The 14881-nt window shown below is 59.7% G+C and carries 14 protein-coding genes; 5 read left to right on the top strand and 9 right to left on the bottom strand.

Translation table 11 applies throughout. The annotated features are described in order from the left end of the window. Nucleotides 1–2 precede the first annotated feature (2 nt). Both AACY44_RS02285 and AACY44_RS02280 read right to left on the bottom strand, forming a co-directional pair. Nucleotides 3–1016 (bottom strand): zinc-binding alcohol dehydrogenase family protein, encoded by a 1014-nt coding sequence (locus AACY44_RS02285; protein ID WP_339435837.1) that lies wholly within the window; start codon nt 1014–1016, stop codon nt 3–5. A 25-nt stretch (nt 1017–1041) separates the two neighbouring features. Next, on the bottom strand, nt 1042–1335 hold the full coding sequence (locus tag AACY44_RS02280; RefSeq protein ID WP_339435838.1) for a putative quinol monooxygenase: 294 nt from the start codon (nt 1333–1335) through the stop codon (nt 1042–1044). A gap of 118 nt (nt 1336–1453) precedes the next feature. Between AACY44_RS02280 and AACY44_RS02275 the strand changes: the two genes are divergently transcribed. Continuing rightward, nucleotides 1454–2380: a LysR family transcriptional regulator gene (locus AACY44_RS02275; protein WP_339415810.1), complete on the top strand. Its 927-nt coding sequence runs from the start codon at nt 1454–1456 to the stop codon at nt 2378–2380. A 137-nt stretch (nt 2381–2517) separates the two neighbouring features. Further along, the gene (locus AACY44_RS02270) at nt 2518–3207 is read left to right on the top strand and encodes an ArsR/SmtB family transcription factor (protein ID WP_339415811.1); all 690 of its coding nucleotides are present in this window, start codon (nt 2518–2520) and stop codon (nt 3205–3207) included. Between the two features lie 154 nt (nt 3208–3361). Here AACY44_RS02270 and AACY44_RS02265 read toward each other — a convergent pair whose 3' ends face one another. Beyond that, nucleotides 3362–4315, bottom strand: coding sequence for an adenosine deaminase (locus AACY44_RS02265; RefSeq protein ID WP_065874248.1), 954 nt, complete (start codon nt 4313–4315; stop codon nt 3362–3364). A gap of 194 nt (nt 4316–4509) precedes the next feature. On the opposite strand from AACY44_RS02265, the gene AACY44_RS02260 reads away from it, so the two are divergent. Then, nucleotides 4510–5601 carry a calcium:proton antiporter gene (locus AACY44_RS02260; protein WP_339415812.1) on the top strand — a complete coding sequence of 364 codons (1092 nt, stop codon included), beginning with the start codon at nt 4510–4512 and terminating at the stop codon, nt 5599–5601. Between the two features lie 47 nt (nt 5602–5648). On the opposite strand, the gene AACY44_RS02255 is transcribed toward AACY44_RS02260, so the two are convergent. The 6 genes from AACY44_RS02255 to AACY44_RS02230 form a co-directional block, all read right to left on the bottom strand. Then, a complete protein-coding gene (locus AACY44_RS02255) occupies nt 5649–7007 on the bottom strand; it encodes an 8-oxoguanine deaminase (RefSeq protein ID WP_339438018.1) in 1359 nt (452 codons plus the stop codon). 184 nt (nt 7008–7191) lie between these two features. Continuing rightward, the gene (locus tag AACY44_RS02250; protein ID WP_339427212.1) at nt 7192–7878 is read right to left on the bottom strand and encodes an SDR family oxidoreductase; all 687 of its coding nucleotides are present in this window, start codon (nt 7876–7878) and stop codon (nt 7192–7194) included. Between the two features lie 34 nt (nt 7879–7912). Then, nucleotides 7913–8494 carry an IMPACT family protein gene (locus tag AACY44_RS02245; RefSeq protein WP_339415815.1) on the bottom strand — a complete coding sequence of 194 codons (582 nt, stop codon included), beginning with the start codon at nt 8492–8494 and terminating at the stop codon, nt 7913–7915. A 12-nt stretch (nt 8495–8506) separates the two neighbouring features. Continuing rightward, nucleotides 8507–9166, bottom strand: coding sequence for a TetR/AcrR family transcriptional regulator (locus tag AACY44_RS02240; protein WP_339529737.1), 660 nt, complete (start codon nt 9164–9166; stop codon nt 8507–8509). An 87-nt stretch (nt 9167–9253) separates the two neighbouring features. Next, nucleotides 9254–10648 carry a uracil-xanthine permease family protein gene (locus AACY44_RS02235; RefSeq protein ID WP_339529735.1) on the bottom strand — a complete coding sequence of 465 codons (1395 nt, stop codon included), beginning with the start codon at nt 10646–10648 and terminating at the stop codon, nt 9254–9256. Between the two features lie 88 nt (nt 10649–10736). Continuing rightward, nucleotides 10737–11657 (bottom strand): LysR family transcriptional regulator, encoded by a 921-nt coding sequence (locus AACY44_RS02230; RefSeq protein ID WP_339415818.1) that lies wholly within the window; start codon nt 11655–11657, stop codon nt 10737–10739. A 125-nt stretch (nt 11658–11782) separates the two neighbouring features. Between AACY44_RS02230 and AACY44_RS02225 the strand changes: the two genes are divergently transcribed. Continuing rightward, entirely contained in the window at nt 11783–13132 is a 1350-nt protein-coding gene (locus AACY44_RS02225; protein ID WP_339415820.1) for an aspartate aminotransferase family protein, read from the top strand. A gap of 39 nt (nt 13133–13171) precedes the next feature. Continuing rightward, nucleotides 13172–14665 carry a CoA-acylating methylmalonate-semialdehyde dehydrogenase gene (locus tag AACY44_RS02220; RefSeq protein WP_339435839.1) on the top strand — a complete coding sequence of 498 codons (1494 nt, stop codon included), beginning with the start codon at nt 13172–13174 and terminating at the stop codon, nt 14663–14665. Nucleotides 14666–14881 lie beyond the last annotated feature (216 nt).

The raw sequence follows: 14881 nt of genomic DNA, 5'->3' as shown, positions 1-14881 counted from the left end.
TTTCAGAACCCTTCCAGTACGATCTTTCCCTTGGCCTTGCCGCTTTCCAGCAGCGCATGGGCACGCCGCAGGTTTGCCGCATTAATCACACCAAAGTGTTCACCCACTGTGGTTTTCAGGGTGCCTGCATCAATCAGTTCGGCCACGCGATTGAGCAGGTTGTGCTGTTCGATCATGTCCGGGGTTTCGAACATCGAGCGCGTGTACATGAACTCCCAATGCAGTGACAGGCTCTTGCGCTTGAGCTTACTGACGTCCAGTGCCTTGGGATCGTCGATCAGCGCCAGCTTGCCCTGGGGTTGCAGGGCTTCGACCAACTGGTCCAGGTGATGGTCAGTCTGGGTCAGGCTGGCGACGTGGGTCACTTGCGGGTGGCCAGCTGCTTTCAGCGCTTCGCTCAACGGTTGGCTGTGATCGATCACCAGGTCGGCGCCGAGGGCCTTGGCCCATTCCTGGGTTTCCGGGCGCGAAGCGGTGCCGATCACTTTCAAGGCGGTGAGCCGGCTGGCCAATTGGGTCAGGATCGATCCTACGCCACCAGCGGCGCCAACGATCAGCAGGCTCTGGCCTTCATCCTGTTTGCCTTCACGCACTTGCAGGCGTTCGAACAGCAGTTCCCAGGCGGTGATGGCGGTCAGTGGCAGGGCGGCAGCTTCGGCAAAACCCAGGCTTTTCGGCATGTGCCCGACGATGCGTTCGTCCACGGTGTGCAATTCGCTGTTGCCGCCGGGACGCACCAGAGAACCGGCGTAGAACACCTTGTCACCGACGTTGAACAGCGTCACGTCACTGCCGACAGCCTTGACCACCCCGGCCACGTCCCAGCCCAACACCTTGGCGGTGCCGTTTTCCGGGGCGACGTTCTGGCGCACTTTGGTGTCCACCGGGTTGACCGAGATGGCTTTGACGTCCACCAGCAGGTCACGCGGGCCGGCGACGGGCGCTGGCAACTCGATGTCTTGCAGAGCGTTCGGATCGTTGATCGGCAGCGAGGCGTAGTAGGCAATGGCTTTCATGATGGCTCCAGGAAAAGGGCGATGATCAGGCAAGAAACTTCAGGCGCTTGATGTCGAAGTGTTCGATCACATCAGCGGCCTTGGCGCGAAAGTTCTGGATGTGCGCGCTCTGGTCGTGGTCGGCCAGCGCTGCGTCGTCGCTCCAGCGTTCGAGCATGTAGAAGGTTTCGGGGTGCTGCAGGTCCTGGTGCAGGTCGTACTGCTCACAACCAGCCTCAAGGCGGGTGGGTTCCAGCAGGCCGCGCAGCAAGGTTTCCAGGGTGGCCTGCTGGCCGGGTTTGGCGATCAGCGTGGCGATGACGTTAAAGGCAGTGGACATATTCAACTCCAGACACGTAATGAACAGGATGCACGGATGATTGGCTATTTCCCCAGGAGATAAAAGCCGCTAAAACAAAGGTCTGTTTCAACCAAATTTTGATAATGAGCGGAAATGCATGCTGCGTTTTGATGATTTGCAGTTATTTGTGCGTGCGGCGGACTTGGGTAGCCTGTCCGCTGCAGCACGGGTGATGGACCTGTCGCCTGCGGTGGCCAGTGCCGCGCTCAAGCGCATCGAACAGCAACTGGGCACGCGTTTGCTGGCGCGCTCTACCCGCAGCCTGCGCCTGACGGCTGAAGGCGAGGGTTTCCTGGAATATGCTCGCGCCGCGTTGAGCTCGCTGGATGAAGGGCGACGCTTATTGGCCAGCGGCCAAGACCATGTCAGTGGCGTGCTGCAGCTGTCGGCGCCCTCCGATTTCGGGCGTAACCAATTGCTGCCGTGGTTGGATGAATTCCAGCATGAGCACCCGCAACTGAGCGTGCGCCTGTTGTTGGGTGACCGAATTGCCGACTTGTTCCGCCAACCGGTGGACATCGCCCTACGCTACGGTGAGCCCGAGGATTCCAGCCTTGTCGCGCTCCCCGTCGCGCCGGACAACGTTCGCGTGCTCTGCGCGTCCCCTCGCTATCTTGCGCGTTATGGTGAACCTCGGCATCTGGAGCAATTGGCCCAGCACAATTGCCTGCTGTACATGCTTGGCAGCCGGGTCCACGACCACTGGACCTTTCACGACGGTAAGCGCGACGTCAGCCTGACCGTCTCCGGCGACCGTTTCAGTGACGATGCCGACGTAGTCCGCCGCTGGGCGGTGGCGGGTGTGGGCATTGCCTACAAGTCCTGGCTGGACGTGAGTACTGACGTGCTGGACGGGCGCCTGCGCTTGATCCTGCCTGAGCTGCGCGGTGAGCGTACGCCACTCAATCTGCTGTGCTCGCATCGCGCGCAGCTGAGCAAACCCATCAACTTGTTGCGGGAAATGCTCGTGTCCCGTTGTGCGATGTTGACTGCCCAATTGCCGGAGCCCTTGAGCGCGACGTAACGGCCTCCATCAAAGCAGGAAATTTCACTCAGATACTGTCCCTATCTACGCTGTCAGACGCCGTGGAACCGGCGATTTACGGCCCTATACTTTGGCGCCAACCTCAGTAGAAAAATAAATCGACAGGGAGTGAAAAGATGGAAGTAGCACCTTGCATCAGTCAGATCGCCAGCTTGCTCGCCGAGCCCAAACGCACCGCCATGCTGTGGGCCTTGATGGATGGCTCGGCCAAGTCGCCGGTTGAGTTGGCAACGCTCGCCGGGTTGTCTCCGACATCCGCCAACGCGCACTTGGCGCGAATGACCGCAGGTGGTTTGCTGCGGGTGGAGGCCCGGCGTGGAAAGCGTTTGTTTCGTGTAGCGGCACCTGATGTCAGCGCTGCCATCGATGCCTTGGCCAGAACCACCATGGCTTGTGTTGCACGCAGCGCGCCGGGCGTTTTGCCGCCGGCCCTGGTTGCCCCGCCACTGTTACGCCATGCCCGGTTGTGCCACGGCCACCTCGGCGGGGAGCTGGGGGCGCAGTTGTATCAACATTTGTTGGAGGCGGGGTGGATCGAGCGCCATGAGTTGCGTACCGACATTACGGTCAAAGGCGCGCAGCACTTGGCCGGCCTGGGTATTTTCATTCAGGCATTGGCATCGCCGCTGGTGTGTAGTTGTTTTGACTGGAGCCAGCAGCAACCGCATCTGGGCGGTGCGTTGGGGGCAGGGTTGTTGCAACTGTTTTTGCAGTCGAACTGGATCAGTGTGATCAACGAGTCGCAGGCCTTGCAGGTGCACGCTATCGGACAGCGGGAAATCGCCCGATTCACCCTGGCTGGGTGAGGTGTTGACGTGAGATCGATGAATTTAATGTGGGAGCCGGGCTTGTCGAACCGTCGAACCGCCGCGATAGCGGTGTGTCAGGCAATAAATGCCTGGCTGATACATCGCTATTGCAGGCAAGCCAGCTCCCACATTTTGGACTGCGTTTAGTCAGTTATGGCTTGACCAGTCTTGCATCCAGGCTGTTCTGCGCCAGGCGTTTGGCCTGGTCCTGGGTCATGCCCAGCGAGGTGTACAGCGCGTGGAAGTTCTCGGTGACATAGCCGCCGAAGTACGCCGGGTCATCCGAATTTACCGTCACCTTCACGCCACGCTCGAGCATGTCGAGGATGTTGTGTTGGGCCATGTCGTCGAACACGCACAGTTTGGTGTTGGACAATGGGCACACGGTCAGCGGGATCTGCTCGTCGATGATGCGCTGCATCAAGCGCTCGTCTTCGATAGCGCGCACGCCATGGTCGATACGCTCGATCTTCAACAGGTCGAGGGCTTCCCAGATGTATTCGGGCGGGCCTTCTTCGCCGGCGTGGGCCACGGTAAGGAAGCCTTCGTGGCGGGCGCGGTCGAACACGCGCTGGAACTTGCTCGGCGGGTGACCCATTTCCGAACTGTCCAGGCCCACGGCCACAAACGCGTCACGGAACGGCAAGGCCTGGTCCAGGGTTTTCTCGGCTTCGGCTTCGCTCAAGTGGCGCAGGAAGCTGAGGATCAAACCGCTGGTAATACCCAGTTGTTGCTCGCCATCTTTAAGTGCAGCGGCGATGCCGTTGAGTACCACTTCGAACGGCACGCCACGGTCGGTGTGGGTCTGCGGGTCGAAGAAGGGTTCGGTGTGGATCACGTTCTGCGCTTTGCAGCGCAGCAGGTAGGCCCAGGTCAGGTCGTAGAAGTCCTGGGAAGTGCGCAGCACATCGGCGCCCTTGTAATACAGGTCGAGAAACTCTTGCAGGTTGTTGAACGCGTAGGCCTTGCGCAGGGTGTCGACGTCGTTCCACGGCAGCGCAATCTTGTTGCGCTCGGCCAGGGCGAACAGCAACTCAGGCTCCAGCGAGCCTTCCAGATGCAGGTGCAATTCAGCCTTGGGCAGGGCGTTGAGCCAATCGTACATTTTCTAAATTCTCATCAGGTGCAATGGCGGCATTCTACAGGCCATGGATGAAATAATCGGTAAAACCTGACCAGCAGGAGAGTTTTGGTTTTATTCATGCAATCACCGTCTCTACTAAGATGTAACGAAACGTTAGCTGCATCGCGCAGTCTGTACCCCATCAATGACAGATTTGCCGTACTAAAAGGCCCGAAATGCTCACCTCCCTCAAGCAAGAAAAATTCATGCTGCTGGCGCTGATTGCCGCCATCGCCGCCTACCCGCTGGAACACTGGATGCTGCACAGCGGGCAAATGGTGGCGCTGCTGGCCGGCGCTGCACTCATCGGCTTTATCGTAATGGCGTCGATGCGCGTGGCTCATCACGCCGAGCAACTCGCGGAAAAAGTCGGCGACCCCTACGGCACCATGATCCTCACCCTCGCTGCCGTGCTGGTGGAGGTGGTGATCCTGGCGATCATGATGAGCAACGAACCGTCCCCCACCCTGGTGCGCGACACCATTTACTCGGCGGTGATGCTCGACATCAACGGGATTCTCGGCCTGGCTGCGCTGATGGGCGGTATCAAGCACGGTGAACAGTCCTACAACGATGATTCGGCGCGCACTTACAGCGTGATGATCCTCACCGCCATGGGCGTGTCAATGGTGGTGCCGGAATTCATTCCCGAAGCCGACTGGAAAATTTACTCAGCCTTCACCATTGGCGCGATGGTGGTGTTGTACACCCTATTTCTGCGCATGCAGGTAGGGCCGCACAGTTATTTCTTTAGCTACAGCTACCCGGAAAAACGCCGCAAGAAGCAGCCGGAAGAACAGAAAGCGCCGTCGGTGAACCTGGCGTTTTCCATCGGCACGCTGGTGTTTGGGGTGGTGGTGATCGGCGCATTGGCCGAAGTGATGTCCAAGACCCTGGACCTTGGCCTGGAAGGCACAGGCGCGCCGCCGGTGATCACGGCGATTGTGGTCGCGGCCATTTCGGCAGCGCCGGAAATTTTGACAGCGTTGCGCGCTGCGTTGGCGAACCGCATGCAGTCGGTGGTGAATATTGCGTTGGGTGCTTCGTTGTCGACGGTGATCCTGACAGTGCCGGTGATGGAAGCCATGGCGCTCTATACCGGCCAGCCGTTCCAGATGGCGATGACGCCGGTGCAGACCGTGATGGTGTTGATCACGCTGATTGTCAGCGCTATCAACCTCAACGATGGCGAAACCAATGCCATCGAAGGGATGACGCATTTTGTGTTGTTTGCGACCTTCATCATGTTGTCGTTGTTGGGGGTGTAGCGCAACTCAAAGCAGCGCCCCTCCCACATTTTTGCCCCGTGTCTGGCTTAGGTTCCGGCGATCAGTTGGCGTGCCGCCTGGGTGTGATCGGCGATCAAGCCTTTCACGTCCAGGCCTTCCACTTGGCCGTCAATCACACGCCACTTGCCGCCGATCATCACCCGGTCCGCACGATCAGCACCGCACAGCAGCAGTGCTGAAATCGGGTCATGGCTGCCCGAGAAACGCAGCTCATCCAGCTTGAACAGCGCCAGGTCTGCCTGCTTTCCTACCGCCAACTCGCCAATGTCCGTGCGCCCGAGCAATTGCGCCGAACCTTTGGTCGCCCAACCCAGCACGCCTTCAGGGGTGATCTTTTCGGCGCCGTAACGCAGACGCTGGATGTACAGCGCCTGGCGTGCTTCAAGGATCATGTTTGAGGCATCGTTGGAGGCGGAGCCATCCACGCCCAGGCCGATCGGCGCGCCCGCTGCCAACAGGTCCAGCGTCGGGCAGATGCCAGACGCCAGACGCATATTCGAGCTTGGGCAGTGAGAGATGCCAGTGCCGGCGGCACCCAGGCGCGCAATTTCATCCGGGTTGAAGTGAATGCCATGCGCCAGCCAGGTGCGCGGGCCGAGCCAGCCGACGCTGTCCAGATAATCCACGGTGCGCAAGCCGAAGCGTTGCAGGCAGAAGTCTTCTTCGTCGAGGGTTTCCGCCAAGTGGGTGTGCAGGCGAACGTCGAGGCTGGTGGCCAGTTCGGCGCTGGCTTGCATGATTTGCGGGGTGACGGAAAACGGCGAGCAGGGGGCCAGGGCAATCTGGATCTGTGCGCCGTCGCCGCGCTGGTGATATTCGCGGATCAAGCGCTGACTGTCTTCAAGGATGACTTGGCCCTGTTGCACGGTCTGCTGGGGAGGCAGGCCGCCATCGGCTTCGCCGAGGCTCATGGATCCGCGGGTGAGCATGGCGCGCATGCCCAATTCGCGCACGCTTTCAACTTGCACGTCGATCGCGTTTTCCAGGCCGTCAGGGAACAGGTAATGGTGGTCTGCCGCCGTGGTGCAGCCAGAAAGCAGCAACTCCGCGAGCGCCACCTTCGATGCCAGGGCGAGCTTTTCCGGGGTCAGCCGCGCCCAGACCGGGTAGAGGGTCTTCAACCAAGGGAACAGCGGCTGATTGACCACCGGCGCCCAGGCGCGGGTCAGGGTTTGGTAGAAGTGGTGATGGGTGTTGATCAGGCCGGGCAGGATCACATGTTCACGGGCATCGAAGACGTGCCCGCAAGGCACGGCAGGCTCTCTTCCCCAGCCCAGTACTTCAGTGATCACCCCGTCTTGCAGCACCAGGCCGCCACGGGCATCGAGGCCATTGGCAGTGAAAATCGCGAGGGGTTTTTTTAACCAGATACGGGTCGCAGGCATTGGCCGGCTCCTCTGAATGATGGGTTCAGGTTTGCCAGCTCAGTGTTGCCCTGTCTGCTGATCCAGGGTCGCCAGTGAAGGCGAGTGGCAGAGTTTACTTGTAGTCTATGTTCGGGTCTATCTGTAGGAGCGCGGTGCCCACGAGATCATCGCGGGCAAGCCCGCTCCCACAGTGGGTGGGTATTTACCAGGCGATGGTGTCGCCTTTGTAATCGATGAAGTGATGGCCGCCTTTACCGGTGTAGGCGTTCACTTGGTCCACCAGGCCGCGCACGCTGGTGTCGACATCGATGTGCGCATTTTCGCCGCCCATATCGGTCTTCACCCAGCCTGGATGCAGCGACAACACCGTCAGTTTAGGGTCACCCAGTTGGGTGACAAAGCTGTTGGTCATAGAGTTGAGCGCCGCCTTGCTGGCCTTATACAGCGCCAGGTCCGAACCGTCGGGGATGGTCACGCTGCCCAGTACCGAACTCATGAAGGCCATTACGCCGCTGTCCTTGCGGATCTGCCCGACAAAGCGCTGGGCCAGGTTAATTGGCGCCACGGCATTGGTGAAAAACAGTTGACCGACTTCGGCCAGGGTGGCGTGGCCGGGTTCTTGATTGGCGGGGCCCTTGACGCCGGCGTTGACGAACAGCAGGTCGAAGGTGTGCTCCTTGAGGCGCTGGCTGAGGGCGATCACGGCTTGTTGATCGTCCATGTCGAGTTTTTCGATCTGCGTTGGGCCGAGGGCTTTCAGCGCATCGGCGTTGCTCGGATCACGCACGGTGGCGATCACATCCCAGCCGTCCTGGATCAGTTGCTTGACCAGGCCAAGGCCCAGCCCGCGCGATGCGCCGATGATCAATGCGGTTTTTGGCGTAGGCATGAAAAGCTTCCTTTAGCGTTGCGGTTCAGGGCGTTCAGCGTTGTAGCAGGATACGCCCACGGCTGAGGTCGGCCAGTTGAATTTGCAGGGTGTCGATATGCGCTTCGCCCACAGCCAGCTGTAGTTCGACGCCGTTGGCGGTGAAGGTTTCTTCCACCACCAGCCCGCCCAGTTCAGCCACGCGCAGTTTCACCAGGTTGAGTTCGGCGAACCCGCAAGCGCAACTTAAGGGCACACGGCTGATCAATTCGATGCGTTCGGCATTCTGCAGGCATTTATTCGCGCCACCGCCGTACGCACGCGCGAGCCCGCCGGTGCCCAATTGGATGCCGCCGTACCAGCGAATCACCAGCACCGCGACCTGATCAAAACCCTGTGCCTCGATGGCCGCCAGGATCGGCCGCCCGGCTGTGCCGCCGGGTTCTCCGTCGTCATTGCTGCGGTACTGGTCGGCCAGTTTCCAGGCCCAGCAATTGTGCGTGGCGTTCAGGTCGCTGTGCTGTTCGAAAAACGCCTGGGCGTCTTGCGCGCTGGTAATCGGCGCGGCGAGGGTGATGAAGCGGCTTTTGCGTATTTCTTCGCGAAACTCGCAAAGGCCGGTGAGCGTAAAAGACATAAGTCGCTTCGTTTATTGGACGGGCTTGATGCCACAGCCCTTGAGAATGATGTGGATCAGGTTGGTGCCGGCGTCTTCCATGTCCTGCTTGGTCAGCTTGGCGCGACCGGTGACGCGGCATATCTGGGTGGCGAAATCGGCGTAGTGCTGGGTGCTGCCCCACAGCAGGAAGATCAGGTGCACGGGGTCGATGGGGTCCATCTTGCCGGCGTCGATCCAGGCTTGGAACACCGCCGCGCGGCCACTGAACCACGCGCGGTAGTCCTGGCTGAAATATTCGGTGAGGCATTCGCCACCGCTGATGATCTCCATGGCGAAGATCCGCGAGGCCTGGGGTTGGCGCCGCGAGAACTCCATCTTGGTGCGAATATAGCGGGCGAGGGCTACGGCCGGGTCATCCTCGGCGGTCAGCGCGTTGAAGGTGCTGTCCCACAATTCGAGGATGTTGCTGAGCACCGCGATGTACAGGCCCAGCTTGTTGGTGAAGTAGTAATGCAGGTTGGCCTTTGGCAGCCCGGCACTGGCAGCAATGGTGTTCATGCTGGTGCCTTTGTAGCCATGGCGCGCGAACTCATCTTCAGCAGCCTGGAGAATCGCTTGTTCGTTCTTTTGCCGAATGCGGCTGGCGGGTTTACCGGCTTGGTTGCTGTGGGCAGGAACTTCGAGGCTCATGGAGGTTTCCGTGCTGATCGATAGAGACGACGTGTGCACAGATAACCCACCCTCAAGCCCCAGACAAGTCCTGATGCAATAAAACCGTCAAAGCGGTTCCAGCGTGTCTCTTTCCGGTGTGTGGTTTACGGTGGCGCTGCTGACTTTGGCTTCCGGTAATAGTAGGCACAGCGCAATGGCAGTCAGGCCGCCGCTGGTGATAGCGGAGTCGAACAGGTTCTGCACCAGCGTTGGCATCAAGTGCAGCAGGTTCGGTTGGGCGGCGATACCCAGGCCGACACCAAACGAGGTGGCGATGATCAGCATGCTGCGTCGGTCTAGCGGTGCCTGAGCAAGGATACGCACACCGGCGGCGGCCACGCTGCCGAACATCACCAGGGTCGCGCCGCCCAAGACCGGCTTGGGGATTTGCTGCAGAACTGCGCCAATCAATGGAAACAACCCGAGGCAAAACAGCACCACGCCGATATACAAGCCGACGTATCGGCTGGCGACGCCGGTGAGTTGAATCACGCCGTTGTTCTGCGCGAATGTGGTATTGGGGAAGGCGCTGAAGGTGGCGGCGATCATGCAACTGACGCCATCGCCGAGTACGCCACCTTTGAGTCGGCTTATATAAGAAGGACCGCTGATGGGCTGGCGGGCGATCATGCAGTTGGCGGTGAGGTCACCGACCGTTTCGATGCTGCTGATCAGATAAATCAGCGCGATCGGCAGGAAAGCGCTCCAGTCGAAGTTGAAACCAAAGCGAAACGGAATAGGCAGGCTGACCAGCGGCAGGTCGGGCAGGGCTTGAGGCACGAGTTTGCCGCTGAACCAGGCGGCCAGGCTACCCAGGGCCAGGCCGATGATGATTGCCGAGAGGCGCACCCAAGGTGTGTTGGAGCGGTTGAGCAGGATGATCGTCAGCACCACGAACACGCCCAGCGCCAGGTTGATAGGCACGCCGAAGTCCGGCGCGTTGAAACCACCGCCAAGGTCGGTGATGCCGACCTTGATCAAACTGATGCCGATCAACGTGATGACAATTCCTGTCACCAACGGCGTGATGACTCGGCGCAGTTGGCCGATAAAGCGGCTCAGCACGATCTGCACCACGGCGCCGAAAAAGCACACGCCAAAGATCATCGCCATGATGTCTTCCGGGCTGCCGCCACGTTGCTTCACCAGAAAGCCCGCCGACAACACCGCGCCGAGAAACGCAAAGCTGGTGCCTTGCAGGCAGATCATCCCGGCGCCGATGCCAAGTGGCCTACGTGCCTGGATGAAGGTGCCGACACCGGAGACCATCAAGGCCATGCTGATCAAGTAGGGCAAATGGGCGGTGAGGCCCAGGGTGGAGCCGATGATCAGTGGCGGGGTGATGATGCCGACAAAGGCGGCCAGCACATGTTGCAGTGCGGCGAGCAGGGCCGGAGCAGGTTTCGGGCGGTCATTGAGGCCATAGATGAGGTCGCTGGGGCTGGAGGGTTCTGGTGGCATGGCGGGTAAACTCGAGTCGGACAGTTCTAGGTCCTGGTGGGCTTGCAAAAAACTGTCCAAGTGCTCAGCTTTTTGCTCGAGGCCAGCGTTAGCGCGTTGCTGCCAGACTTTCCAGAAAGCTTTCCAGCACCAAATGGGGGCGACGGCCCTTGCGCGTGACCGATGCGAGGCTCAAATCGTAAAAACGTGTAGCCGGTTTCAGCGGGCGCAGTCGTCCTTGTTGTACCCACAGGCTGGCGTAGTGATCGGGCAGGTAGCCAATATAGTGTCCGGTAAGGATCAGGAACGCCATGCCTTCGCGGTCGGACGCGCTGGCGGTGCAGTTGAGTGCCTGGTAATGGGCCTGGATCTCGGCGGGCAGGCGGAACGTCGGTGCGATGGCGTCCTGGTCATCGATGCGAGCGTCGTCCAATTGCTTGTCGTCGGCATAGAACAACGGGTGGCCGACCGCGCAGTAGAGCAGCGAACGCTCGCTGTACAGCGGTTGATATTCCAATCCCGACAGGGCGCTTGCCTGCGGCACCACGCCAACATGCAGGCGACCGTCGAGCACGCCTTGTTCGACTTCGTTGGGGGCGATCATGCGGATCTGGATTTGCACATCCGGGCCGCGTTGCTTCAATTGTGCGAGCGCGTGGGTGATGCGCATGTGGGGCAGTGTGACGAGGTTGTCGGTGAGACCGATGATCAGCTCGCCGCGCAGATGCTGGTGCAGGCCGTTGACCTCGGTGCGAAAGCTTTCCAGGGCACTCAAGAGTTGCAGGGCCGACTGGTAGACCTCGCGGCCTTCTTCGGTCAGGGAGAAACCGGCGCGGCCGCGTTGGCACAGCCTTAACCCGAGGCGTTGCTCAAGATCGCTCATTTGCTGGCTGATGGCCGAACGGCCTATGCCCAGCACGGTTTCTGCCGCTGAAAAGCCGCCGCACTCCACCACACTTCGAAAAATGCGCAGCAGGCGGATATCGAAGTCGCTGACTTGGGCCAGGGGATCGGGTCGACGGCTGCTCATAGTTTAGTAAAGGCCTGACTGAAGGTTAGAAGAGTTGGATTTCACCGACTTTATCGCCATGGCAATTTAGCTGCAACCACGCGTTTCAATCCCGACGCTGCCTTCTGCCTTGCGAGGTTTTGCTGATGAACATGCCCGAAAACGCCCCATCGTCCTTGGCCAGCCAACTGAAGCTGGACGCGCACTGGATGCCCTACACCGCCAACCGTAACTTCCAGCGTGACCCGCGCCTGATCGTGGCCGCTGAAGGCAGCTGGTTGACGGATGACAAAGGCCGCAAGGTGTATGACTCGCTGTCGGGCCTATGGACCTGTGGCGCCGGGCATACGCGCAAGGAAATCCAGGACGCCGTGTCCAAGCAACTGGGGACTTTGGACTACTCGCCGGGCTTCCAGTACGGTCACCCGTTGTCGTTCCAACTGGCGGAAAAGATTACGGACTTGACCCCTGGTAACCTCAACCATGTGTTCTTCACCAACTCCGGCTCCGAGTGCGCCGACACTGCGGTGAAGATGGTGCGTGCGTACTGGCGCCTGAAAGGTCAGGCCACCAAGACCAAGATGATCGGTCGCGCCCGTGGTTATCACGGTGTGAACATCGCCGGCACCAGCCTGGGCGGCGTCAACGGTAACCGTAAGCTGTTTGGTCAGGGCTTGATGGACGTTGACCATCTGCCGCACACCTTGCTGGCAAGCAACGCCTTCTCCCGTGGCATGCCGGAGCAGGGCGGTATCGCGCTGGCCGACGAATTGCTCAAGTTGATTGAATTGCACGACGCGTCGAACATCGCCGCGGTATTTGTCGAGCCAATGGCCGGCTCTGCTGGCGTGCTCGTGCCGCCTCAGGGTTATCTCAAGCGTCTGCGTGAGATCTGCGATCAACACAACATCCTGTTGGTGTTCGACGAAGTGATCACCGGTTTCGGCCGCACCGGCTCGATGTTCGGTGCCGACAGCTTCGGCGTAACGCCGGACCTGATGTGCATCGCCAAGCAAGTCACCAACGGCGCGATCCCGATGGGCGCGGTGATTGCCAGCAGCGAGATCTATCAGACCTTCATGAACCAGGCGACGCCGGAGTACGCGGTGGAATTCCCCCACGGCTACACTTACTCGGCGCACCCTGTGGCGTGCGCAGCTGGCCTGGCGGCATTGGACCTGCTGCAGAGGGAAAACCTGGTGCAGAGCGTAGCCGAAGTCGCACCGCACTTTGAGAATGTGCTGCACGGTTTGAAGGGCAGCAAAAACGTGATCGATATTCGCAACTACGGCTTGGCCGGTGCGATCCAGATTGCCCCGCGTGACGGTGATGCCATCGTGCGTCCATTCGAGGCCGGCATGGCGTTGTGGAAGGCCGGTTTCTACGTGCGTTTTGGCGGTGACACCCTGCAGTTCGGGCCAACCTTCAATAGCAAGCCGCAGGACTTGGATCGCTTGTTTGATGCGGTCGGCGAAGTGCTGAACAAGATCGACTGATTTCTCCTTCTATATAGAACAATTTTTCAGGAGCCCTGCATGAGCCTTATCCAGCATTTGATCAACGGTGAGATGGTCAACGACAGCGGCCGGAGTGCCGACGTGTATAACCCGTCGACCGGCCAGGTGATCCACCAGGTGCCGTTGGCCAGCCGTGAAACCATTCAACAAGCGATCGATTCTGCGAAGGCTGCGTTCCCGGCCTGGCGTAATACCCCGCCGGCCAAGCGCGCCCAGGTGATGTTTCGTTTCAAGCAGTTGCTGGAGCAGAACGAAGCACGCATCTCGCAGTTAATCAGCGAAGAGCATGGCAAGACGCTGGAAGACGCGGCCGGTGAGTTGAAGCGCGGGATCGAAAACGTTGAGTACGCGTGCTCGGCACCGGAGATTCTGAAGGGCGAGTACAGTCGTAACGTAGGACCGAACATTGATGCCTGGTCGGACTTCCAGCCGCTTGGCGTGGTTGCTGGTATTACGCCCTTCAACTTCCCGGCGATGGTGCCGTTGTGGATGTACCCGTTGGCGATTGTCTGCGGTAACTGCTTCATCCTGAAACCATCGGAGCGTGATCCGAGCTCGACGCTGTTGATCGCGCAATTGCTGCAAGAGGCCGGTTTGCCTAAAGGCGTGCTGAGTGTGGTGCACGGGGACAAAGGTGCGGTGGACGCGCTGATTGAGGCGCCGGAAGTGAAAGCGCTGAGTTTCGTGGGCTCGACGCCGATTGCCGAGTACATTTATTCCGAAGCGACCAAGCGTGGCAAGCGCGTGCAGGCACTGGGTGGGGCGAAGAACCACGCGGTACTGATGCCGGACGCCGACCTGGATAACGCGGTGAGTGCCTTGATGGGCGCGGCGTATGGTTCCTGTGGTGAGCGTTGCATGGCGATTTCGGTGGCTGTGTGCGTGGGCGACCAAGTGGCGGATGCGTTGATTGCCAAGCTGGTGCCGCAGGTCAAGGCGCTGAAAATTGGCGCGGGCACTTCTTGCGGGCTGGATATGGGCCCGTTGGTGACTGGCCAAGCACGTGACAAAGTCAGTGGTTATATAGAAGACGGTGTGGCGGCCGGTGCTGAGCTGGTTGTCGATGGTCGCGGCTTGAGTGTTGCCGGGCACGAAGAAGGCTTCTTCCTGGGTGGTAGTTTGTTTGATCGTGTGACGTCTGAGATGCGTATCTATAAAGAAGAGATCTTCGGACCGGTGTTGTGCGTGGTGCGGGTAGATAGCCTGGAAACGGCGATGCAACTGATCAACGATCATGAATACGGTAACGGTACTTGTATCTTCACCCGCGACGGTGAGGCGGCCCGTTTGTTCTGCGATGAGATCGAAGTGGGCATGGTCGGCGTTAACGTTCCCCTGCCTGTGCCGGTGGCTTATCACAGCTTTGGTGGCTGGAAGCGATCGCTGTTCGGCGACTTGCATGCGTACGGTCCGGATGGGGTGCGCTTCTACACACGTCGCAAGGCGATTACACAGCGGTGGCCGCAACGGGCCAGCCATGAAGCGTCGCAGTTTGCCTTTCCTAGTCTTTAAGGCTCGGTAGGAAGAAAGCCGGCCCCTTGGGGCCGGCTTTTGCGTTTCTGAGGGCTTTTTGGCCTATATGACAGAAATATGAAGAAAAGGGGTTGACGGCAGATTCTGGAAGTCTATAATTCGCCCCACTTCCGGCGCAGTCGAAACGGAAAACTCCTTGGTAAACAAAGAGTTATGCGAAATTCGACGGCGAGTTGCTTCAGTTCATCGAAGCCC

It is taken from the genome of Pseudomonas sp. RA_15y_Pfl1_P11, assembly GCF_963970975.1.
Taxonomy (GTDB): domain Bacteria; phylum Pseudomonadota; class Gammaproteobacteria; order Pseudomonadales; family Pseudomonadaceae; genus Aquipseudomonas; species Aquipseudomonas tritici.
This window is presented reverse-complemented; position numbering and strand designations above follow the sequence as displayed.

What these genes read in the sequence shown, in the direction of transcription:
- AACY44_RS02235 (WP_339529735.1), bottom strand. Translation starts at nt 10,648, where the DNA reads ATGCCACCAGAACCCTCCAGCCCCAGCGACCTCATCTATGGCCTCAAT.
- AACY44_RS02275 (WP_339415810.1), top strand. Translation starts at nt 1,454, where the DNA reads ATGCTGCGTTTTGATGATTTGCAGTTATTTGTGCGTGCGGCGGACTTG.
- AACY44_RS02270 (WP_339415811.1), top strand. Translation starts at nt 2,518, where the DNA reads ATGGAAGTAGCACCTTGCATCAGTCAGATCGCCAGCTTGCTCGCCGAG.
- AACY44_RS02240 (WP_339529737.1), bottom strand. Translation starts at nt 9,166, where the DNA reads ATGAGCCTCGAAGTTCCTGCCCACAGCAACCAAGCCGGTAAACCCGCC.
- AACY44_RS02255 (WP_339438018.1), bottom strand. Translation starts at nt 7,007, where the DNA reads ATGCCTGCGACCCGTATCTGGTTAAAAAAACCCCTCGCGATTTTCACT.
- AACY44_RS02245 (WP_339415815.1), bottom strand. Translation starts at nt 8,494, where the DNA reads ATGTCTTTTACGCTCACCGGCCTTTGCGAGTTTCGCGAAGAAATACGC.
- AACY44_RS02230 (WP_339415818.1), bottom strand. Translation starts at nt 11,657, where the DNA reads ATGAGCAGCCGTCGACCCGATCCCCTGGCCCAAGTCAGCGACTTCGAT.
- AACY44_RS02265 (WP_065874248.1), bottom strand. Translation starts at nt 4,315, where the DNA reads ATGTACGATTGGCTCAACGCCCTGCCCAAGGCTGAATTGCACCTGCAT.
- AACY44_RS02225 (WP_339415820.1), top strand. Translation starts at nt 11,783, where the DNA reads ATGAACATGCCCGAAAACGCCCCATCGTCCTTGGCCAGCCAACTGAAG.
- AACY44_RS02250 (WP_339427212.1), bottom strand. Translation starts at nt 7,878, where the DNA reads ATGCCTACGCCAAAAACCGCATTGATCATCGGCGCATCGCGCGGGCTG.
- AACY44_RS02220 (WP_339435839.1), top strand. Translation starts at nt 13,172, where the DNA reads ATGAGCCTTATCCAGCATTTGATCAACGGTGAGATGGTCAACGACAGC.
- AACY44_RS02285 (WP_339435837.1), bottom strand. Translation starts at nt 1,016, where the DNA reads ATGAAAGCCATTGCCTACTACGCCTCGCTGCCGATCAACGATCCGAAC.
- AACY44_RS02260 (WP_339415812.1), top strand. Translation starts at nt 4,510, where the DNA reads ATGCTCACCTCCCTCAAGCAAGAAAAATTCATGCTGCTGGCGCTGATT.
- AACY44_RS02280 (WP_339435838.1), bottom strand. Translation starts at nt 1,335, where the DNA reads ATGTCCACTGCCTTTAACGTCATCGCCACGCTGATCGCCAAACCCGGC.